The following is a 21,401-nucleotide window of genomic DNA, read 5'->3' on the forward strand; positions in this document are numbered from 1 at the left end:
GGAGCGTCACCTCTTACGCGGGCAGACTGCCAGGAGCTACCACAACGAGTGAATCGGCTAGGGGCTGAACGGTTCCTGGCAGATGCCGCAGAGGATCGGTCCGGCGGCGATGATTTTCTTGTGTGCCCGGATGCGGCGGGGTGGCTGGCATTGGCAGAGCAAGGGTTGGCCGTTGCGATCAGGCTCGGCAGCTGCCGTGTCTTCGTTGTCTTCGTCCTCGCTCTCGTCGGCCGCGGCAGCAGGGTCGGTGTCCTCGGCGGTGTGCTCGGGCCGGCGGTGGGCGACGATCGCACGCTCGAGGATCGTGATCTCGCGCTGGTACCCGGTCGTGGTGGCCTCGGGCAGGGTGGTCAATGACCATCCGGAGTGGGGGTGGCGGGCGGTGGTGAGGCCGATTTCCTCGGCGATCTGTTTGAACTTCTTGTTGTGATAGCGGCCGTTGTCGCTGGCGGCGTTGATCTCTCGGGTCTGGGCGATGCCGTGGACCGCTTCGTGGAGCAGGGTGGCGAGCACGTCCTGGGCGCCGCCGGCGAGTCCTTCGGCGCCGATGAACAGCTCCGGTAGCCATTGGCCGCGGTGTTCCCAGCGGTCGGGCCCGAAGTGCCCGCGCCGCACGCTGCGCCCGCGTCCGGTCGAGCCCGAGGCGATGGACACGACCGCTTCGGGGACGTCGGGGTGGTGGGCGCGGATGCCGTCCCACACCTGATCGATTGCTGTGGCCAACGGTCCACCGATGGGCATCTGAAACCTCCATCAGAAAAGGGATTCACCGCATAAGAAGGGACCGAGAATCGGTCGCGGGAGATACCTCCATTCTATCGCGCGATACCCGCTTAAGCGGGTATCCGATATTGCGACAAGGCAACTTTCACGCGCTACGGCGGATCCACTCCCCTGGTACCTTGCAGGTGAAAGTGCAAGTGCAACAGTCAATTCCGTAGATGTTTCGGATCGGGGTGATCTGTCGGTGGTCGCGGCTACCGTTGTGCGGGTACGTATTTCGTGACTGTCGGGGGCGGGGCATGGACGAATCCAGCACTGCTGAGCAGTGTTTCGCGCTAGAGATGACCGCGGCGCTAGGGCGGTACGACGAGTTCATCGATATCGCGGTGGAGGAGAACTTCGCGACCTGGCACAAGACCGCCGGGCTGGTGTGTCTGGTGTGCCGGCATCCGGTCGTGGTCTACCGCTCGCAGGCCCACAACCCGTTTGTCCGTCATAGCAGCGGCCATGGGGTCGATGTGAGTGCCAAGGTCCGCAAGGCCGCGGGTGAGACGTTCCAGCATCTGCGGTTCAAGTACTGGGTCCGTGACGAACTCCGGGCGCGGGGCGTCGCTGCCGAGATCGAGGTGTGGCAGGACGGGCGCCGCCCGGACGTGTTCGGCACGCGGGACGGCCGTGGGTACGCGGTTGAAATCCAGTGGTCGCCACTGACTGTCGAGGAAGCCCGTGCTCGTACCGTCCATCACCGTGGCGCCGGCGCTGACGAGGTGGTGTGGCTGACCCGTTCCTGCACCTGGGTCGAGCAGCTGCCCGCGCTCGGGATCAAGAGCTTCACCCCCGCCGCGGGCGGGCATTACTTCGCGCACACCGGATACCTGCGCCATGGCCGCCGCGCCGAGTTGCGGGTCGAGCCGGTCGCGGTACGTCAGTTCTTCGACGCCTGGCTCGCGGGTGAACTCGCCTGGGGATACCGAGAGACCGAGAAAGCAGGGTGGGCCACCGTGACCGACTGGACCGCATACACCGCCGAGCAGGCCGAGAACATTGAGCAGATGCGCCGCAGGGTCGAGGTCGCCGACAAGCGAAACGCGATGCAGGGGAACGCGATCCGCAAGCAGAACGAACGCATCGACGCCCTCACCGCGCAGAGCAGCCGGTACAAGCGCGACCTCGATACCCGCACCGCTGAACGCGACACCGTCCGCACCGAGCTCGGCACCGCGAACGATGGTCTGGCCCAAGCCAGCCAGACCATCACCGGACTCGACACCACCCTGGAAAGGATGCGCAAGAGCGTCGAGTCCGCCCAGGCCGAGGCTGCGCGAAGTGCCGAGCAGTATCGAAGTGCCGCTGCCGATCTCGCTGCCCGTACCCGGCTCGCGCGAATCCTGGTGGTGATCGCCTTCGCGTTCGCCATCGCAGCCATCGCGGGATGGCTCTTTTGACCATCGCCACAACAACAGGAGGGACGCCAATGGCACCGAGGAACCGCTACCGAAAGAACTGCGCGGAGTGCGACAGAATGGTGGGGGAAAAGGAAGGATTTCTGTTCGGCCGGAATGACGATGTGGTGCATGAGGACTGCGTGCACTGGGGGTATGGCGTCGCCCGTGGTTACTTCCCGGACGGACCCCGCCCGGTCCGGTCGGTGCCGTTGCTGCCCGAGGGTGATCAGCGATGAGTGAGCTACGGCAGCAACTCACAGACGCTGTTGCCGCTTTGGAGCACCAGCGCGCACCCCTCGATTCTGAAGCGCTGAAATCGATGCGTGACCAGCTGGAACGGCTGGCGTTGCGTCTGAAAGATGTCCTCGATCAGCCCAATCGTTCCGAGCTGAACCAACTCCACGCCCGCGCCGTCGCGCTGTGGAGCAGCGCCTGGCACCATGCGCTATACCCCACCGTGCTCAAGCGGCCCGGAACGGTCGAGTCCCGTGGAACTCGAACCACCCGACCGGCCCGAGCCGTGGGAGTGGGACGGATTCGACCGGTAGCCCGTGCCCGAGCGCACCAACTTCGACAGGAAGGGAAAGCTCGGCACAGACATTCGGTCGCACGGGAACCGCGGACCCGGGCCCTGCGTCTACTCCGGCATGGACTTTGATTCGCCCGTTGACGGGTTCGGTACGGACGCTAGCCTGTTCGACTTGGACATGTCCGCGGAGGCAGATGTGTACGTGCTGGTGGCATCGGAGTGGGGTCCAGATCCGAGGCAGACCGGGCCGCGTCGGCGCCGCCATGACCGAGGTCCCTGGATAGACGAATAGTTATGGTGCAGCACGGCGTTGGTTTCATGGTCTCGGTCTTGGACGTGAGTTGTTCGGTTCGTCGATCGGTCGTGCATTGTTGACGGTTGCTGTACCGGTGGGTCGGCAAGTATTTGTCGGGGAGCAGTTGGTCGGAGCCTATTGGCTGACAGCGGCAGCGGGCGTAGACACGAAATCCCTTGCTACCCAAGGTACCTAGGCGATGTAGGTGTAGGTGTAGATTGCTCCCATGTCACTGGGGGCTGATCTTGCCGAGGTTCTCGATATTCAGGTTAAGCGCACGTCGGATCCGAAGGATCCGGTCATGCGGGAGCGTAGGGTGTTGGTCGAAAAGCGGATTCCCGCTGCGCTTGAACAGATCTTGCAGCCGATCGAGCCGACTCTCAGGGCTGAGGGAAGTAGCGGGAAGGGCGCTCCCGCTGAAGTCCCGTGGACCCGCTTCTATGATCCGGAACTGAGTGGGCGAGCAGGAATCGGATGGTATGTGGTCTACCTGTTCAGTGCCTCCGGCAACGCGGTCTATCTGTCGTTGAACCAGGGAACCACCACGTGGGTTCCCGACAAGGACGACTTTGTCTTCCGAACGGTCGAGGAGTTGGAAGCCCGAGTCGAATCGGCGCGCACGATCCTGAGGACCTCAGGGCTGCAAAGCCACTTCGACGGGATCGACCTCAAAGCCAAACAGCGGCTGGGGCGCGCCTATCAGGCCGGCAATGTGCACGCAATCCGCTATACCGCCTCAGACCTTGGATCGGACCAAACCTTGGCCACCGATATCCGCAGGATGGCGGAAATGCTGGATCTGCTGTACGAGAGTCAGATGCGGGGGGTCGATTTCGATCGACCCGACGAGTTGGACCTCGATCAATTCCGGATCCGGGCACCACGGCGGACTTCCAGTTCTGTGGCCGCGGGCGCCGGTATCGAGGTCACCGCAGGTGTTACTGCCGAGGTGAGTGTTTGGACTCCGGATGTCGTGTTGCCGTCGGTGACCGACGACGATACAACGGGGCCGGACATGCTCGGTGTCGACGCCGATGCGCGCGCCCTGGCTGCGGTGATCGCTGCGAAGCAGGTCGTCCCACCGTTGGCAGTGGCCCTGTATGGGGAGTGGGGCAGCGGTAAGACCTACTTCATGCACCGGGTCGAGGCGCACATCAAGCGGTTCGGACGTGGCGATCGTGACGGTCGCGTCTTCGAACCCGCCACCGGCCATATCCGGTTCAAGGCATGGCATTACGAGCGCGGACATCTGATGGCCAGCCTGCACAAGCAGATCTTCGAAGCCCTCGATTTTCGTGGCCCACGTGCCCCACGGGAGGTATGGGAGGCCGACCGTCGTGTCGAGAAGGTCAAACACGAACTCGCAGACGCGACGAGCGAGGTTACCGCCGCGGAAGCAGCGCACGGGGAGCTGCAACAGCAAATCGAGGCTGCCCGTAGTCGCCACGATGACCAACTCGCAGAGTTGAAATCGATTACCGTGTCAGATATTTGGGCGCAGGCCAAGTCCGATCCGAAGCTGCAGGAACAGATCGAGGCGGCCTCGAAGGCGCTGAACTTGCCGGCCGCGCAGGACAGTGCGTTGGACTTGATGCGGACCGCGCGCGAGGTTCAAGCGCTCGGTACCCGGATCAAGGTGCTGGGCACGCCCGGCCGCCGCTGGTGGTCGTCGCCTCTGCTCGGCGCAGCGGCGGCGGTGCTGCTGGCATTGGCGCTGACCGCGGTGATCGGTTCGGGATTGTCGGACTCTCTCCGTTCGATGGGCACCGCGATCGGAGTCGCGGCCTCGCTCGCTTCTGGCCTCGCCACCGGCGTCGCCAGGCAGATCGGTATCGTCCGTCGGTTCCTTGAGCCTGCCGAGAAATTGCAGGCGGTCATCGAGGAACGGCTTGAGGCCAAACGCGCTGAACAACAGAACGAAATCAACGAGCTCGAAACACAACTCACCGCCGCCGAACAGGCACTGATGGCGGCTGTCGCGGACCAGGAGACCAAACAGCGCGAACTCGATGACGCCAAACATCGACGCGATGAACTCACCCCCGCACTGATCCTGCAGCGGTTCATCACCGACCGGGCCCAGACTTCGGAATACGACGAAGACCTGGGAATCGTTACTCGGGTCCATCAGGATCTGTATGAGCTGAGTCAATGCCTCAATGCGGCACTGGCAGACCAGGATTCGGTCCTCAAACGAATCGTGCTCTATATCGACGACCTTGACCGCTGCTCACCGACAACCGTCGTCGCGGTACTCGAAGCCGTACATCTGTTCCTGGCGTTGCCACACTTCGTCGTGATCGTGGGAGTTGACCACCGCAGCCTCGAAACCTCGCTCCGATCCGTCCACCATGAACTCATGACCGGCCAGCCCGAAGCCGCAACACCCGCCGACTACCTGGAGAAAATCTTCCGACTCACCTTCACCCTGCCGCCGATGACCCAAGACGGTTGCCGGGCGATCCTTACCGATGCGATCAATCGTCTGCCCGTCGTCGAAGACTTCGAAATCGGCGGCCCAGCACCAGAAGACGATCCCGATGCCGTGCCCGATGAAGCCATCGAAGGAGCCGGCTCGCCTTCCCATCCAGAGCAAGATTCCCTCCCTGCTAGGGAGTCCGTTCGCCGAGACGAGCAGCAGGACGAGCCCGACCTCGATCCCTATGTGATTCGGTCGTTGGACATCACCGACAACGACCGCGAACTTCTTAGCCGGGTCGCGCCCCTGGTAGCGACTACTCCGCGGCGAGCCAAACGGTTCCTCACCATCTACGCCGTGGTCCGCGCGCGTCTCGCTGGAATCGACTACGACCCCGCCGCCATCGTCCTGTTGGTGGCCGCCCTGGTTGGTGCGCCCAATACTTTGGGACGGAAGTTGCGACAAGTCGATTCTGCGGCAGCAGTAGGGGTGTCGTTCCAGGCCTTCGTCGGTGACGGCATCCACGATCAACGCTATCTGGCCGAGTCAGTCCGAGTCGCACAGTTCACAGAGGCTGCCGGCGAACTAATGAACGTCCCTGTGGCAGCAGTCATCGCTCACCGTCAGGAGATCACCCCCTACACGATCGGGATTAACCACGATGTGCTGGACCTCTCCGCGATTCCCGCGGGAGGGAATTGAGCTGACAGAGCTTGCTTTTTCCTGCATCAACCGACGGATTCGGGTGCAGTGTCGGCGAGTTCGGTGGCGGTGAGGGTGGTGATGATGTGATCGGCCGCGAATGGCGAACAGGCAGGATCTAATCCCCTCCCCCACGCTGGAGGTGGCATAGATCGATCCCACGAACACCCGTCGAGTACTCGCTCATCGCCATTGGAGGACACCTGACCTCAGGCTCCGTTGACTCTTACGGCCATGGGAGGTCCTATGTTGCACGTTCGTGTACCGCGCTGCCTGAAGCGTGGCTCAGTCAGTGCTGCCGGCACCAGGCTCCGCATCGGCTGGAATGAGTGCGCTCACGCGCGCGGGGAACGGGTAGCGACCAGGCACGTCATCAATCGATTGGACAGTGGCGATCTCGCCCGCCACGTCCAGGACCTCGAATATCGAAACTCCGCCAACTACCAGCAGCACCCGATCGCCCACGTTCACCATCGGTGCAGCCTATCGCGAGATACCGTCCGGCCTGTGCAATTATCGAATGCGTGTTCGAGTATTGGAATGGAGACTTCGCTGCCGCGTCGCGCCGCGTCATTGACCCGCCGATGCCGGTGCTAGTCGCACTCGGCACCGTACTCCCGCCTCAGGGCGGGCTCCGGCGTGACGAGATATCGCTGCGCATCAAGTCCAGTGCGCTCGATCTCACTGGCACCGTACCGGGCTGGCTTTATGCCTGGGCGCAATGCACTGACGCGTCCTGGATCGGGCTGACCCTATTCGCAATCCCAACCGCGGACGGGCGCGGCCGGATCGAAACCCGGCAGTGGGTACCGGCCCGGGCGCTCGCGCGCCCGAAGCCTCGGAACCGATAGTCGCCTACTCGTTCGCGACCTGACGAGCGAGGATGCGTGCCCTCCGGCGATCGGCGGTGCGCCCGTAGGTGAGTTGCAGTCGCATGCGCAGCCGCGCCGCGTTCCACCGCTCAGGCACACCACTCGAACTCGGCCACAGCTCAACGACGTTCGCCCACTCAGTCACATCCAGTTGGACGAAAAGAACGCCCGAGTGGTTCCCCGATGACGGAAGTGCGTCCGAGTGAGTAGAGAATTCGCGCCGCTACCAGCTGCGCCGATCGGCTACGGCAAGTGGCGGCTCGAAAGAGGGATGGCACAGCGAGGCGTCTCGAACTGCCCCGCTCACCCGAGGACCGCCGATCAGATCCGTTACCGTTGGTTGGGGCGGCCGGTTGTGGCGCGCCAACGCCGAAGGGACGGTAGTGACAGAGTTGACAAGCTCCAACGAAGTTCAGCTCCCGAGCGAGACAATTGCCGCATTGAACCAGGCAATCATCAATTTCACGACGGGAGTGGTTGTCGTGTGCGGCTTTCCCGCGTCGGGCAAGTCGACCGCCGCTCGGTACCTAGCATCAGCTTTGGGCGCAATCGTTTTCGACAAGGATGGTTTCGCTCCGAAGTTGGAGGAATCCGTGATGACTGAGCTAACCGGCAACCCACATGACCGGGACAGCGCGACCTACCGGCGTGTAGTCGGTCCCAACATCTACGACGCTTTGGTGAGGAACGCCGCCCTAGTTGGCTGTCACCATCCGGTTGTCGTGGATGCTCCCTTCCTGGAGTACACGTCCTACGCTCTCGACAGCAAAACGACCCTCTCCGAATACGTGCGGTCACAGTCTGGTCAAACGGTCGAGGTTCGAACCGTGTGGATGTCGGCGAAGCCGGACGAGGTTCGGGAACGGATGATCAGTCGTGGCGCTGAGCGCGATCTGCCCAAACTGGCAGACTGGTCGGCATACCGGTCTGAGGTACTCGACTCTGGACTGGGGACCGAGGCTGAGAAGGCTGTTGACGTGTTCATCGTCAACTAGACGACGGGGAGTGAAGGTATGCAGTCATGACTCCGATGTCGTTGGAACACTTGGCAATTCGGACTCTCAAGCAAGCCGCTCGATTCGAACCGATCCGCTACGCCCTAGGTATCGCTGGCCCGCCCGCTGCTGGAAAGTCGACTCTTGCCGATGCGCTCCGGGACGCCATCAACAGCATCGAAGGTGAGGGGACAGCGGAAGTAGCCCCGATGGACGGCTTCCACCGCTCCAATCTTCAACTGGCTGAGGCAGGTTGGACTGCGGAGAAGGGGCAACCCCATACGTTCGATGTTGCTGCCTTCATCGAGAGTCTCCGTGCTGTGCGAGTTCCAGTCGGTGAGGGCAATATACGTTGGCCTCAATATGACCGAGCGCTGCACGAGCCTGTACCTGATCGGATCACACTGGACCGGTGCCGGGTTGCAATTGTGGAGGGCAACTATCTACTACTCGACGGGCCTGGCTGGTCTGGTGTTCGGGACTTGCTCGATGAGACTTGGTATCTCGCAATCAAACCAGGCATTGCTGAGCGTCGACTCTACGAGCGGCATCTTAGGAGCGGTAGATCAAAGGCAGAGGCACGTCGCAAGATCGCGGATAGTGACTATCCAAACTTGCGGTTGATCGAAACGACAAGGAAGTCGGCCGACCTGATCCTGGTCGAACAGGATGGTGAGTACTTCATCGAGGATCCTTCGTAAAGACCGTTCCCCATTGACGGGTTCCGAAGTACTGGCATGACAGAGTGGCGATCTTCGCCGCACATTCAAGGGCCTCGGCGAAGTCGTAACCCTGCGCACTGTAGTAGCAGTACGCACCGTGGAAGATGTCGCCAGCCCCGAGGGTATCGATCGCGCCGGCGTTGTGAACGGCGATCTCAGCCGAGTGCGCACCGCGGAAGTATCGAATGGGATCGGCCCCGCACGTGATCGCCACCTGCTTCGGGCCGAATGAACGTACGTACTCTGCGATATCCGAAGCGGCGTCGGTGTGGAGGTCAGGAGGCTCGAAGGCTGACGACACGATTGCCGCATCTACCAAAGGGAGGATCGACAGATGGGATTCTTTCCAGCGACCAGCATCAAGAATGACTGGTACGCCTGCCCTGTTCGCTTCGCGGGCGATTCCGAGCGCGAGTTCGGGATAGTGGCCATCGACCAGCACAACCTTGGCTGTAGCCACACCAGCCGCGAGGCGGTTATCAAAGCTGGCCGAGATACGAGAGGCATCAAGCGAGACGATTGTTCTGGACTGAGCCTTACGGGCCACCAGAATGGACGAAACTGGCGGCTGGTGGCGGCTGCCGGGGGTGGCATCGATGACCGTGACGCCGTGCTCCACGAGGTCGTTGCGCGCGACGTCCGCGAGTGGATGCGTTCCTAATCCAGTGACGAGCTCCGGCGACTCGCCGGAGAGCAGCGCATACGCCACAGCGGCGTTGGCGGCAGGGCCGCCAGCACCAAGGAATTGGTCGACGGCAACGGTCTTACTGTCCTCGTGTGGGTATGACTCAAGCCCGTACGCGAGATCTACGGTTGTCAGGCCGACGAATAGTGCGGAGGGCACATCACTCCTCGGGTTCGGCGACCAAGATATGTTCAAGATGGGTCGTTTGGTCGGAGTACGAGCGAACCTTTACGACCGCGACGAAGTCATTCGCTCCGGCCTTGTCGTGCAGCACGTTCCAGTAGTTTGCCAGATACCAACTTGCTCCGGTTGTGCCTCGCGGTCCGAGTCCAGCGCAGTAAATCCAGTTGCGATCGGGGTGCAGCTCCGGGTTCGGCCGTACCCTGGCAATGATCCCAATGTTTGTGTCATCCGTTGAGCTGTAACGGGTTCCGTCGCTTAGCTGCAGGAACTCGAGGTAGGCACCCGACTCCGGATCGTCCTGAATCGTGAACAGCCGGTTGGTGTCATCTTCCAGATACATGTGCGTGCAGTCGTTGCTGCTCAGTCCGAACGAAATGAACGGGCGATTGCATTGCGCGACGACGTCGCTGTCACTCTGGATCTCCACATCGATCGACGTATACCGCTGCAAGACGGAGAAGACGTACATGAGTCCGCGAACGTCATTCTCCGCCAGAGCCATTGGCACGTCGATGCGATGCTTCGCAGGAAAGACGCTGTTCGGCTTCCCGAAAATATGTTGGCGTGGTACCCCTGCGTCCGAGAGGGCCTGTGTAGATGCTCGCGCTAGCTCGAAGGTTGGATAGACCAGAGTTGCTCCATGCGTGACCATCTCGGACCCCAGGAACGCCTCAAAACCGCTGGCAGCTTCTGGTGGATGGCTCCCCGGTCGGCCTGCGGCAACCGGTCGATCGGCGGCTTCCTGGAATAGCATTTCCACTGTCCAGCCTGAGAACATCGCCTCCAGCACGCGGCAATGGTTTCCTCGGGGCACGGCTTGGATATCTCCGTTGAGCCACTTGTAGAACTGGGCTTTCCCAGGCGGGTGGTCGGCTAGCTTCGGATCGAGCTGGCGTGCGTACTTCTTGTATTCCGCCGTGAAGTCGGTGTGGCTTTGCAGATGGCGATCCTGAAGAAGCGCCTTAAGTGTGGTCGCCACGAGATCCCCTCCCGGGCTGTATCGGTGACGTCGATAGCTCCATCCTACCGCCAAAAGTGGACGAAACAAGACACTTTCGGTCGAAAGTGGACGATCTGAGCCATTCCGTGCGTCGTAGCAAGACTCTATTTGGCGAAAAGTGGTTGATACCAAGCTTTTTCATCCATTTTCGTAAAGGAGTTGAGTTCGTTGACGATCAAAGATCTGATCAGCATCCGGACCGCGGCGGACATCGTCAAGATGCACCCGCAGACAGTCAGGAAATGGGTCAAGTCCGGTGAGCTGCAAGGGGTTCGGATCAACAACGGTCCGATCCGTGTCAGTCGTGACGAGCTACTCGCGCTGGCCCGTCCGGTTAACCCGGAGCCGTCGGACGGTGTGGCGTGATGAGCGACCCCAGGAAGCTTGACCGTTCGGATGCCATCGAAGTGCTGTGGCCGCTGCGCGGACCACATACCGCTGAGAGCGTCGTAACCGCAAGTGCGGCAATTGCTCACCTGTGGCGTTATCTCGGTCATGCCACGATTCGCAGCGATACCAAGGGACTTGCTGAGCCCGCCGATGTCTACCTAGCCATCAGCAATCTCGCGGTTGCGGGCCACAGTGCCGCGCAAGTGATGTCGCAGTTCAAACAGTGGACCGCCAGGGTTAATGACAATCCCAGGCTTGTCCATGACGAGGACCTTCCGCGCGATCTCGCAGCCCGAGGTGTAGCAATCGCTGGCTATGCACTCGATACGGCCTCTCAGCAATTCGATGCTGTCACCCAACAGCTCTACAAGGCCACCGGGATTCTGAGCCACCTCTACATCGACCATGATGCCGAGGGGGGCCAGCGGTCATGAATCGGTTGACACTGCTCCTAATCGCTTTTCTGACGGGCGTTTCCGCCCTCTTGATAGCGCCACAGTTCGTGCTGAGCGTGTTGATCGGTGCGGCCACGTTCGTGTTCGGGTTGCGCTGGTTCGCGCGTTCGGTGTCGTCACGGCGGGGGTGGCGGCGATGAATCATCGCGATCACGCCCGCAATCTCTCGGGAGTGCAGGGACTGCCGGGCGGCCTTTACGACCCCGCCATGATGATCGCGCCGGACGTGTACGCCGCGTCGCTGCGGTGGCGGCTGGTGTTTGCCGCGATGGCAGTGGTCTTCGGGGCCGGTGTCGTGTTCGGGGTGATGCTCGCTCAAGACGGCACTCAAGAGACGTCACCGAATGTGTGTCGCGCGGAAGAGATTTCGCGGATCGATTGCGTGCATGTGAGCACTGTCGTACCGACCTTGGCGGGGGTGGCGCGATGAAGTGGGCAACACTTCTGGGCTCCAAGGCCGTACTAGAAGCTGAGAACGAGCGGCTGCGCCGAACTCTTGCCGAGCGAGAAGCACGGGTCTTCGAGCTGCTGGGCGCTCTGGGAGATGCACTCAATCGCGAGTCGCAGCCCGCGCCCTTCGAGCCGCACTCGCAGTCGGTCCCAGAGCGGGACCGGTCCGGCCACATCCACACCAGGTATTCCCCACAGCTCGCATTGCGTCGTGGGAATTCGGCGCGGTCGAACACGGAGCCCACGCTGAAGTCGTTGGAGGCTTTGGCGGCGGCGGTTCCGGTCGGGCGTGATCGGCGGCGGTCACGATGAGCGTTGATGTCGCTGCTGAAGTGCCGCTGCCGGATTCAGCGTTGACTGCTGAGGCGGCGAGGGAACTGACCGACCAGATCCAGCAGCATGTCTCGGATGCCTGGACGCTGATCGAGCGGGCGTATCTCGCTCGTGCGTGGGTCGCGCTGCAATACGCGTCATGGGATGAGTACTGCGCCAAAGAGTTCGACCGGGCGCGCATCGGTATCCCGCGGGAGGAACGCTCGGAAGTTGTTGCCTCGCTGCGGGTGATCGGGATGAGCACCCGGGCCATCGCCGCTGCTACCGGGCTGAGCAAGGGGACCGTCCAGAACACCCTGGCCGAAGGTGGACAAAATTGTCCACCTGACTCGGTGGTCGGTTTAGACGGCAAGCAGTACCAGTCCAAACCCGTTGAGCATGAGCCGTTTCCGTCGGTCGTCCTAGTCGAAGGGCCGGATCAATCTACCGCTGATGGGACCGATAACGCGGTGACCCGTCGGCGTCGACCGATTACCGAGGCATTCGATACTGCCCGTTCAGATCTGCTCAAGAAGGCCGATGCGCTGGCGCGGCTGGCCGCCGACGACCGGTTCGACCAGCACGCCGACCAACTCGCTCACCGCTTTTTGAGTGATCTTCTGAGGGCGCAGGCGGCCCTGCAATCGGTCATCGACCGTCTTCCCCATCTTTCCGAGCATCCTGAGGAGGGATGAGCGATGCATCTTGTCGACCCTGACCAGCCCAGCAGTTCGGTGGTCTCACAGATCATGGAAGTGGATTCCGCGATCGCAAGAGGCTGGCTCGAACGGAACCCCAACAACCGCCCGATCCGCCAGTCGCGCGTGCAGCAGTACTACGACGACATGATCTCTGGCCGTTGGCAATTCAACGGAGAGGCGATCAAGTTCGGGCCCGACGGCGAACTCCTGGACGGCCAACATCGGCTGCAGGCGATCGCCCGCACCACGGGCATGAGTTTCCCGATGCTGATCGTGCGCGGGTTGTCCGCGACCACCCAGGTCACCATGGACCAGGGCGCGCGCCGCACCCCGAGTGACCAGCTGACGATCTCCGGGATCACCAGCCACAACATGACATTGGTCGCCGCCGCGCTACGCGTCTACATGATGTGGATGGAGGGCAACCTCTTCGGCGAAGCCGCCCGCGGCACAAGCGCATCCACGACCAAAGTGGTCGAATTCGCCACTGCCTACCCGGAATTAGTGGCGATCGCCGACCAGTACACCAACGTCGCGCGCCGCCTGAAAGCCCGTCCCGCAGTTGCGTGTGCGGTTGCGATACGGCTCGCCGAGATCGACCCGAGCGCGGCCGCGGAGTTCGTGCGCCTGTGGGATACCGGTGCCGGACTCGCCGCGGACTCGCCGATCCTGGCGTTGCGTGAGCGCCTGGATTCGATCCGCACCAGCCGTGTACGCACCAGCGATCGTGACCAGATCGGATTGATCGTATTCGCCTGGAATCTGTGGCGGCGCGGCAAGCGAGCGTCGAAATTGCAGCGCCCCAAGGGCGGATTCGCGGTCGAGAACTTCCCGGAGCCCAAATGAACACCCGGAGAAAGGAACTAGAGAATCTCGCGGCACTGGATGCCGAGCGCGATCGCCTCAGCACGGTGAACGACGTCCTGTCCGACATGGTGGGTGCCGCCTGCGATGCGACCGCGCGCAAGGGCTACCGCGACTGCGCCGCAGAGGACGCCAAACAGGCCCACTGGAAAGAATTCAGCGGGCCTGTTCTGGCCGAGTACTTCGCTGCCGGGGACGCCTATCGCGAGGCGAGATGGGGCAGTGAATCCGCTGCCAGGACTCGCGCGGTTATCGAGCAGGGATTCGCCCACGACCCTGCGATGCAGGAACTGATCGCCAAGGCGCGCACTGATCTGGCGATCCGGCATTCGGCGGCCAAGCCTGTCGAGCGTGATCGGCGGCGATCGCGATGAGCGCCCGATTCCTGGATCCCGAAGGCACTCGCTACGGGATCCCGACCTTTCCCTGGCGGATGGCACCCAAGCATCTGCGCACCGAACGCCAACTGGCGCAACAGCGTCAACGCCCCGGAGCCGAGGCACAGGCGCAGGTGCTGGGGACCAGCCGACGGTTCGGACAGATCCAGGCGTACCTGTACGACGAAGCGAATGCGGTGCCCAAGCAGGAGCGCAGCGAGGCTCAGCTGGAGTCGCTGCGGATCGCCCGTTGGGTGCGCTCCGCTGATGCGTGCGAGCGCCGAGGCATCGACGCCACGGACATGCGGGAGCTGATCGCCAAGGCCCGCGCTGATCTGGCCGCCCGCCGCCGCGCCGCGCGCCCGTCGACCGAACGTGATCGGAGGCGATCACGGTGAGCTGCGCATGCGGAACGGACCAGGCTGCAAGCCGGGGGATGTGCTCGACCCACTACTCCGCGCACCGACGACGCCAGATCGCCTACGGGCGTTGGAATCCCAGGGTTCCGGCGGACGCGGTACGCGCGCACGTGGAGGCGATGAGCGCGGCCGGAGTGAACGCGAATCAGCTGGCCAAACTCTCCGGCGTCAGCCAGCCTGCCCTGTCCCAGATCATGGCCGCGGGCCCGGACAAGAAGGTCGCGGCGTGGGTGGAGGCGGCCGTGCTGGCGGTATCGGTGCCCGAACGCGCGGCCGAGGTCACTACCGATACCGCGCTGGTGCCGATACTCGGTGCCCGCCGGCGCTTTCAAGCTCTAGTGGCGTCGGGGTATCCAGCGGCGCAGCTTGCGCGGGAGCTGGGCACCGCGCGCGGCAATCGCACTATCCGGTCGTTGATGGGCCAGCGTGCCGACCGTGACGGCCGGGTCACGCAGGAGATCGCGGCTGAGCGTGAGCGGGCGGTCAAAGCCCTGTTCGACCGGTTGCAACTGGTACCGGGCCCGTCAGCGCAGGCACGCGCGCTGGGCAAGCGTCACGGGTGGCCACTGCCGATCGAGTGGGACGAACACGCGATCGACGACCCCAACGCCCGCCCGGTCCAGGCCCGCTGGACCCCGGCATCGGCGCGCGAAGAACGACGCGAGCAAGTCGTCGAGTTGACCGCGCGTGGGCTGAGCGAGGACCAGATCGCCGAGCGGCTCGGGATCAACGCTCGACTGGTGGCGCGCGACCGCGCCTACAACTCCCGCAAACGAGAACTCGCCGAAAGGCATGCTCCCCAAGATAATTCGCGCGATATCGCCACCATGGCGCAAGTCGCCGCAAAGGCCCGCGCCGATCTGGCCGTACGACGCTCGCCGGTGCGTTCGCGGGCGATTGTGAGATCCCGATGACCCGCCGAACCTCGCAGGGCACGGTGTACCTCCTGCATTTCGACCGCCCCTACCAGCATGCCCGCCACTACACCGGCTGGGCCCAAGACCTCGATACCCGGTTGGCCGATTACCGCGCCGGACGAGGTACACGGCTGCTGGAGGTCTTGCGCAACAACGGAATCGAGTGGGAACTGGGCCGTACCTGGACCGGTCCCCGGGCCCGCGAACGTCAGCTCAAACGAGGAAGGCGGCGCATCGCGACGCTGCCCCAAATCTGGCGTCACACCACACTAAATCACCGAAGCCGCCCGAGTGGCCACGCGAGCGCGAGCGCGCCGCGATATCGCCGCCCGCCATACCACCGCCACTCAACCCGGCGCAGACAGGAGGCGTAGCAGATGAGCATCGTCACCCCTGACCGGTACGCCGCGCTGGAGCGGCGCCACCGTACCCAGATCATCGGCGGACTCCGCGCGTGCGGGCTGACCTACACCCAGATCCGAGAACTCCTCGGGGTCACATTGCGCCAGGTCGAAACCGCGCTCGGTGAAGCACACGCGTTGCAGGCCCAGGGTTTCCGAGCCCGTGAGATCGCCGCGGAACTCGGTGTACCCGCCGGATCGTTGGGTCGGGTGCTGCCGCCGCGCCGCCGTGACACCGTCACCGAACGCCAGTCCCAGGTGTTGCACGCGGTGACGCATATGCACGGCATGCAGGTCGATGTGCTCGCCGAATTCTTGAACGTCCTGGAATCGAGCGCGTACGCGATCGTGCGGGAGCTGATCGCCAAAGACCTCGTATACCCGCTGGAAAAGGTCCAGCGCGGCCGCGCCTGGGTCTACACCCCACCCCGGGTAGGCACCCGCTATCTGGGGTGGCGGCCGCAGGACTGGACCCCACCGCTGATGTTCGCCGAACACTACCGCGCCGTGGCCCAAGCCCGGATCATGCTCGTGGGTTCGGACCCACAACTGTTCATCTCCGAACGCACCCTCCGCCGTGAAGCCACGGTAGCCGCGCGCGCGGCGGCCGAGAAGCGCCGTGGCGCACCGGTGTTGGAGTTCAGCAGTGGCCTGGCACCGATGCCCGATCGCCCCCACATCCATGACGGGCGGTTCCTGGGCGTGGTGCGCGGCACGCACGGCTGGTGGGCCCTGGAGGTCGAACTCAGCGTTAAGGATTCCGCCTACATGGATACCGCGCTGCGGGGTGCGATTCGCGCGGCCCGCGACGCCGGTCCCTATTCCATGGTTGGGCTGCTGTATCTGTGCCGCACCAGCGCGGTCGCGGACAACGTCCAGGCAGCCAGCGAACGGCTCCCCGCCGAATTGACCGCGCTGCCACTGGATCTGGAGATCCAGGACTTCGACAGCCAATGGAAAGCGTTCCTGGACCGTCGCCGCGCCGGACGCGCTGCCGCACGGACAGCGAATCGCTTGCGCCGCAATACCTTCGCGATTTCCAAGGAAGCATCATGAGCAACGACTGTGTCCCCCTGATCACCCCCACCGACTGCGGCCCTATCTCGATGCCCGTCCTGACCGAGGGCCCGGTGCCGAGCGTGAGCCCGTTCGCCTCGATCACCCCGCAGGCCCCGCCCGGCACTCCCCCGGTCGTGCAGCAGATCACCGAACCGGTTACCCACCTCACGGGACCGGATCTGGCGCAGACCGGTGATATCGCGCAGACGGCGCTGGTGTGCGGGGCGGTGCTGACCGCGATGCTCGTGCTGATCGTGGCCGTCGCGGCGACTCGCCCGTTGGAGCCGCACCGGCTGCGGAACTTCGCCGCCGCCGCATGGGCGCTGCCGTTGACTTCTGCGCTGGCGGGCGGGTCCTGGTCGACCCCGCTGAGTCTGCTGTGGGACGGTGCGCAGGAGTTGGCGGCCGGTGATCTGGGTGGGCTCTCGATGATGCTGGTGCTCGGTCTCCCGGCGACGTTGTTGGCGGCGTCGCTGTGGTGGGCGGGTTTCCTGATCAAGACCGACACGGTCGGGTTGAAGTCGCTGCGCCGCACCAAACGCGTGCAGGACGCGCTGACCGCCCGCCGTCACCTCTCGGCCGCCCAGGCCGCCAAACGTGGTGCTCCCTTGCACCGCGGGCACGACATCGTGCTGGGCACCCTGGCTGACCGGGTCAGCTTCAAAGGGCTCGGAGTGTGGCGGTCGATGAACCGCCGCCATCAACCCTGGTTCTCGGTCCCGCACCACGACGCCAAAAAACAGCAGGTCCTGCTAGGCATGACGGGCAGCGGCAAAACCGAACTGATCAAACGGTATTCGATCGCCCTGTTCGACTACGAATGGCGGGCCTGGCAACGCTGGGCCGCAGTACCCGGAGCGAGCGGCAAGCATCCGCGCCCGTTCCTGGGGCTGTTGAGTTGTAAGGGCGGCGAGGACGATATCGCGTTCGGGCGCGAGATGCAGGCCGCGATCATCGCCCAAGGCATCGACCCGAACCGGACCGCGGTCGTCGCCCCGGGCATGGATCACCTCGATATCTGGACCAACACCCCCGCCCGGGATCTACGGGCGATCGTGGCCGCGCTGATGGACAGCGGCGAAGCGGTCACCGCCGAAGGCCAGCACTTCGACGAAATGCGCACCCGCATCGCCTCCCTGGTCGTCGACGCCCCGACCGGCCCACCCAGCGACAGCGCCGAGTTCCTGGAGCGTCTGGATGCGACCAAGCTCAAGGAGATCTGGAACTACGCCCCCGATGTGGTGCGCCAGATCGACGCCATGCAGCAAGAGAAGGTCCCCCAGCTCGATGACGCGTTGATCAAGTGCACCAACCTGATCGAACAGCTCAAAGACCACAACGGCCAGGTGATCTTCGACGGCGGCCGCGATATCAACGACCTCGACTTCCTATTCATGACCGTGCCCGCCCTGGACAAAGACGCCGCCCGCGCCCAGGTCTCGGTCGTGCTGCGACTGCTGATGCAGCGCGCCGGACGTACCGCGAAAGCGTTGCGGCGCAGCGTGATCCTGTTCCTGGACGAGTTGTCCGCCCTCACCACCAAGAAGGGCTCGATCGGAGTCGAGGACGTCGCCGAACGCGGCCGCTCGCAAGGCGTGGCGGGCGTGTTCTGTGGCCAAGCTCCCGAATCGATCGCCGCCGATCAATGGTCGCTCAACCGATTCCTCAAGACCTGCGCGGGCGGAATCTTGTTGGGCTACATGGAAAACGCCGGCGAGCTGTGTAAACACTTCGGTTCCATCCCGGTCATGCTGCCCTCGCGGCACCTGATCAAGGGCCAGCGCCACGGCGACGAAGGCCAGGTCTCGATCGGTGAGAAATGGCTGGTCGACCCCGACCGCGTGCGCCAGTTCGAGGCCGGTGACTTCGTCTTCGCCAAGGCCGGACACGCCTGGTACGGGCGCGTGGTGCCCCTCGATCGCAGCGAACTGACCCCACTGCCTGGCACTCGCACCGACACCAGCCCGGCCGCGGCGTAACCGCCGTTCGGCGACTCAATCAGATTGGAACGCAACCACTATGCGCATCTTTCGCGACAGCGACGACGACCACGAACCCGACGACGAACAGCCCGGTAACCCGATCGATCCCGACAATCTCGCCGCCGCGGCGGAACTACTGGCCGATGAGATCGCTGAATTCTTCACCGCTATCGCCGACCACCAGCACACGCAACTCGCAGCCCACCCGCTCCCGGCCGCGCCGACCACCGCACCGCCGGCCCCGACGGTAACGGTGCCTGAGAACAGCGCTCCGGCAACGGCAACGGTCGCCAAACCCCATACCCGAAGCCAGATTTGGCGCGCCAGCGCGGTCGGATCCGGCGTTGTGGTTGCTGTTGCCGCGATCGCGGCATGGGATCAGCCCGCCGAAGTCGGTGCCCCCGTTGTGGTTTACGGACTGGGCTGGATCACCTACCTGCTTTGGAATACCGCGCGTCGCCCCTCGCCCTCGCTGGCCCTGGCCGCCTACACCGAGCGCCGCGCCGCCGCACGTACACACCGCGCCGCACCTTGACCGACCGAATCCCAATAACAACAGAAGGAAGGAAACACATTGTCCAGCAACATATTCCGGGAGGCCGCCGAATTGGTCACCAGCACACAATTCGGATCGACATCGATGTTGCAGCGCAGACTGCACGTCGGATTCGCCGAAGCTCACCACCTGATGGACCAGCTCGAACAGCACGGCATCGTTGGCCCCAGCGACGGCTCCCACGCCCGAGACGTCCTCATCCGCGCTGATCAGCTCCCCGCCGTGCTGGCCGCTCACGGTCTCTCCAACGGCCAGCACACCTGACAAACCCGTTCTCCCCGAAAGGAATTCACCCCTATGTCCGAGATGGACGAGATCAGCCGCCAGACCGGTGCGACCTTCCGTGACGTGCTCAACGTCGCGCGGCAATGGCTGTACACCCTCAAACGCGCCGACACCAACGCACCCAAGAAGCTGACCCGCAAAGAGCGTCGCGAATTGGGTCAGCACATCGTCGAGCACGTCAACGCCCAGCGCATCGCGACGGCCTGGTACACCAAGCGCGTCGGGGACTACCGCAGCGACTACGCGACCGCGCGGGCCCGCCGCGAATCCGACCCGTTCTACAGCCCGCAGGACGCGGCCGCCGACCGCGAGCGTCTGTACTTGATGCGCCTGCGGATCGAGGAAGGCTTGCAGAACTCGGCATTGCCGATCGAACGCCGCGGGCAGGTGGTGCTGGCGTTGGACCGCGCCCAATCCCGCAGCGCGCGTACCACTCCCAGCCAAGGCGAGGTATTCCCGCGTATGAGTGCCCAGGCCGCGCAGGAGGCCCGTAACTCCGCGGTCGAGTCCGAGAAGTGGGTGGCCGCGACCGTGAAACACCTCGACTACGAGGTGTCCTCGATGGTCGTGGACACCGCGGGAACCATGCCCAGCACTTTCGATCTCGGGCGCGCCAAGGATATGCCCGCGCGAGATTGGTCGCGCGCCAATGCGATTCAGCAGATCCGGCACGCCCAGAACCGGTGGCTGGCCGAACGCGCCGGAGGCGGCACACCATCGGAGCAGGCCGAGACCAATCGACGCCTCGCGGCTGAGCAGGCCGCCGCAGCGGGGATCCCGATCGATCACGTGCAGTGGGAATTCGCCAACGCCGAAGCCAATTCGCGCTGCCAGGTGACCGTCGAGTCCAGCGCCCCGGACGGAACGACCTATGCCACCCGCGCGTACTTCCCCGCCGAACCCGAAGCGGCGCAGTTCGCCCGGGACATGTTCGATCACAACCCGTGGAAAGCCGGAACCGAGTTCCGGGTGAGCGCGCACGAATCCGGGCGGCGGCAACCGTTCTACACCAGTGAAGGCACCCAGGCTCAGGTCGCTCGCAGTGCCCAGGACTGGCAGCGCGATGTGCGCCCCGCACGCACCGACCCCCCGGACTACGACCACGCTCACGCGGGCACCACCGGCACCGGATCCGAGCCGGGCCCGCGCGAGAAGATGCTCGCGCGTGGGCTTGACGCGGTCACCGCCGAGCGTGACCAGCTCAAGGCACGCTTGGACTCGGTGACCGCTGAAGTGGAGACGCTCAAGAACTCCCAGCTGATCGCCAACAACGACCTCAAAACGCTGCGTCAACAGGTCGACACCCTGGCCAAGGACCGCGATCAGTTCCGCGGTGAACGCGATGAGGCGGTCCGCAAACTCGCCCAGCGCACCCCCGAGCAGGAGCGGTTCGGTAGCCGCGAACGAGTCGACGCCGAACGCAACGGTGGCAGTGGCAATGGGCACAGCACGTCACGGTCCACCGTCGCCGAGGGGTTGGATGAAGCGAGCAAGGACGAATTGGTCTTCCACGTGGTCGATCAGATCCGCAACGTCCTGAGCGCTCGTGGCGTCGAGATTCCCGAGTCGCTGAAAAAGGTGACGCTGCAGCAGATCCGGGACGACCGGATCAACTCCCGCACCGCCCAGGCCCAGCGCGACCCGATCCAGCGGGAGCGATGAA

21 protein-coding genes and 1 pseudogene are annotated in these 21,401 nt (G+C 63.9%); 17 read left to right on the forward strand and 5 right to left on the reverse strand.

Translation table 11 applies throughout. The annotated features are described in order from the left end of the window. Positions 1 to 57 precede the first annotated feature (57 nt). Positions 58 to 741 carry a hypothetical protein gene (locus tag ACFC4D_RS04305; protein WP_376061763.1) on the reverse strand — a complete coding sequence of 228 codons (684 nt, stop codon included), beginning with the start codon at positions 739 to 741 and terminating at the stop codon, positions 58 to 60. A 281-nt stretch (positions 742 to 1,022) separates the two neighbouring features. Here ACFC4D_RS04305 and ACFC4D_RS04310 point away from each other — a divergent pair, with 281 nt between their 5' ends. Continuing rightward, positions 1,023 to 2,168: a competence protein CoiA family protein gene (locus ACFC4D_RS04310; protein WP_376061764.1), complete on the forward strand. Its 1,146-nt coding sequence runs from the start codon at positions 1,023 to 1,025 to the stop codon at positions 2,166 to 2,168. A 241-nt stretch (positions 2,169 to 2,409) separates the two neighbouring features. On the opposite strand, the gene ACFC4D_RS04315 is transcribed toward ACFC4D_RS04310, so the two are convergent. After that, the gene (locus ACFC4D_RS04315; RefSeq protein WP_376061765.1) at positions 2,410 to 2,571 is read right to left on the reverse strand and encodes a hypothetical protein; all 162 of its coding nucleotides are present in this window, start codon (positions 2,569 to 2,571) and stop codon (positions 2,410 to 2,412) included. Between the two features lie 647 nt (positions 2,572 to 3,218). Between ACFC4D_RS04315 and ACFC4D_RS04320 the strand changes: the two genes are divergently transcribed. Continuing rightward, a complete protein-coding gene (locus ACFC4D_RS04320; protein ID WP_376061766.1) occupies positions 3,219 to 6,113 on the forward strand; it encodes an MrcB family domain-containing protein in 2,895 nt (964 codons plus the stop codon). Positions 6,114 to 6,398: 285 nt separating this feature from the next. Here ACFC4D_RS04320 and ACFC4D_RS04325 read toward each other — a convergent pair whose 3' ends face one another. After that, on the reverse strand, positions 6,399 to 6,587 hold the full coding sequence (locus tag ACFC4D_RS04325) for a hypothetical protein (protein WP_376061767.1): 189 nt from the start codon (positions 6,585 to 6,587) through the stop codon (positions 6,399 to 6,401). Positions 6,588 to 7,368: 781 nt separating this feature from the next. Here ACFC4D_RS04325 and ACFC4D_RS04330 point away from each other — a divergent pair. Then, the gene (locus ACFC4D_RS04330) at positions 7,369 to 7,980 is read left to right on the forward strand and encodes an AAA family ATPase (RefSeq protein WP_376061769.1); all 612 of its coding nucleotides are present in this window, start codon (positions 7,369 to 7,371) and stop codon (positions 7,978 to 7,980) included. Positions 7,981 to 8,006: 26 nt separating this feature from the next. After that, positions 8,007 to 8,681: a nucleoside triphosphate hydrolase gene (locus ACFC4D_RS04335; RefSeq protein WP_376061770.1), complete on the forward strand. Its 675-nt coding sequence runs from the start codon at positions 8,007 to 8,009 to the stop codon at positions 8,679 to 8,681. Here ACFC4D_RS04335 and ACFC4D_RS04340 read toward each other — a convergent pair. Then, positions 8,662 to 9,546, reverse strand: coding sequence for a PfkB family carbohydrate kinase (locus ACFC4D_RS04340; protein WP_376061772.1), 885 nt, complete (start codon positions 9,544 to 9,546; stop codon positions 8,662 to 8,664). The genes ACFC4D_RS04335 and ACFC4D_RS04340 overlap by 20 nt on opposite strands. 1 nt (position 9,547) lies before the next feature. After that, on the reverse strand, positions 9,548 to 10,549 hold the full coding sequence (locus ACFC4D_RS04345; protein WP_376061773.1) for a hypothetical protein: 1,002 nt from the start codon (positions 10,547 to 10,549) through the stop codon (positions 9,548 to 9,550). A 189-nt stretch (positions 10,550 to 10,738) separates the two neighbouring features. Between ACFC4D_RS04345 and ACFC4D_RS04350 the strand changes: the two genes are divergently transcribed. The 13 genes and pseudogenes from ACFC4D_RS04350 to ACFC4D_RS04410 all read left to right on the forward strand — a co-directional run bounded on the left by ACFC4D_RS04350 (position 10,739) and on the right by ACFC4D_RS04410 (position 21,400). Beyond that, positions 10,739 to 10,936 (forward strand): helix-turn-helix domain-containing protein, encoded by a 198-nt coding sequence (locus tag ACFC4D_RS04350; RefSeq protein ID WP_376061774.1) that lies wholly within the window; start codon positions 10,739 to 10,741, stop codon positions 10,934 to 10,936. Then, entirely contained in the window at positions 10,936 to 11,394 is a 459-nt protein-coding gene (locus tag ACFC4D_RS04355; RefSeq protein WP_376061776.1) for a hypothetical protein, read from the forward strand. Before ACFC4D_RS04350 ends, ACFC4D_RS04355 begins: the two co-directional genes overlap by 1 nt. A 148-nt stretch (positions 11,395 to 11,542) precedes the next feature. After that, a complete protein-coding gene (locus ACFC4D_RS04360; RefSeq protein ID WP_376061778.1) occupies positions 11,543 to 11,845 on the forward strand; it encodes a hypothetical protein in 303 nt (100 codons plus the stop codon). Between the two features lie 328 nt (positions 11,846 to 12,173). Further along, positions 12,174 to 12,872, forward strand: coding sequence for a hypothetical protein (locus ACFC4D_RS04365; RefSeq protein WP_376061779.1), 699 nt, complete (start codon positions 12,174 to 12,176; stop codon positions 12,870 to 12,872). A 3-nt stretch (positions 12,873 to 12,875) separates the two neighbouring features. After that, entirely contained in the window at positions 12,876 to 13,724 is an 849-nt protein-coding gene (locus ACFC4D_RS04370) for a hypothetical protein (RefSeq protein WP_376061780.1), read from the forward strand. Then, on the forward strand, positions 13,721 to 14,116 hold the full coding sequence (locus ACFC4D_RS04375) for a hypothetical protein (RefSeq protein WP_376061782.1): 396 nt from the start codon (positions 13,721 to 13,723) through the stop codon (positions 14,114 to 14,116). The genes ACFC4D_RS04370 and ACFC4D_RS04375 overlap by 4 nt, the downstream gene beginning before the upstream one ends. Continuing rightward, complete coding sequence (locus ACFC4D_RS04380) at positions 14,113 to 14,517, forward strand: hypothetical protein (protein ID WP_376061783.1); 405 nt, start codon at positions 14,113 to 14,115, stop codon at positions 14,515 to 14,517. The genes ACFC4D_RS04375 and ACFC4D_RS04380 overlap by 4 nt, the downstream gene beginning before the upstream one ends. 38 nt (positions 14,518 to 14,555) lie before the next feature. After that, complete coding sequence (locus ACFC4D_RS04385; RefSeq protein WP_376061784.1) at positions 14,556 to 15,452, forward strand: helix-turn-helix domain-containing protein; 897 nt, start codon at positions 14,556 to 14,558, stop codon at positions 15,450 to 15,452. 380 nt (positions 15,453 to 15,832) lie between these two features. After that, entirely contained in the window at positions 15,833 to 16,912 is a 1,080-nt protein-coding gene (locus tag ACFC4D_RS04390; protein ID WP_376061785.1) for a hypothetical protein, read from the forward strand. Next, positions 16,909 to 18,894 carry a hypothetical protein gene (locus ACFC4D_RS04395; protein ID WP_376061787.1) on the forward strand — a complete coding sequence of 662 codons (1,986 nt, stop codon included), beginning with the start codon at positions 16,909 to 16,911 and terminating at the stop codon, positions 18,892 to 18,894. Before ACFC4D_RS04390 ends, ACFC4D_RS04395 begins: the two co-directional genes overlap by 4 nt. A gap of 40 nt (positions 18,895 to 18,934) precedes the next feature. Further along, positions 18,935 to 19,432 carry a hypothetical protein gene (locus ACFC4D_RS04400; protein ID WP_376061788.1) on the forward strand — a complete coding sequence of 166 codons (498 nt, stop codon included), beginning with the start codon at positions 18,935 to 18,937 and terminating at the stop codon, positions 19,430 to 19,432. A gap of 48 nt (positions 19,433 to 19,480) precedes the next feature. Beyond that, positions 19,481 to 19,717 (forward strand): annotated as a pseudogene (locus ACFC4D_RS04405) (DNA translocase FtsK); the annotation flags it as partial. Between the two features lie 33 nt (positions 19,718 to 19,750). Beyond that, on the forward strand, positions 19,751 to 21,400 hold the full coding sequence (locus tag ACFC4D_RS04410; protein ID WP_376061789.1) for a hypothetical protein: 1,650 nt from the start codon (positions 19,751 to 19,753) through the stop codon (positions 21,398 to 21,400). The last annotated feature ends 1 nt before the right edge of the window (position 21,401 follow it).

The organism is Nocardia sp. NPDC056000 (assembly GCF_042269265.1).
GTDB lineage: Bacteria > Actinomycetota > Actinomycetes > Mycobacteriales > Mycobacteriaceae > Nocardia.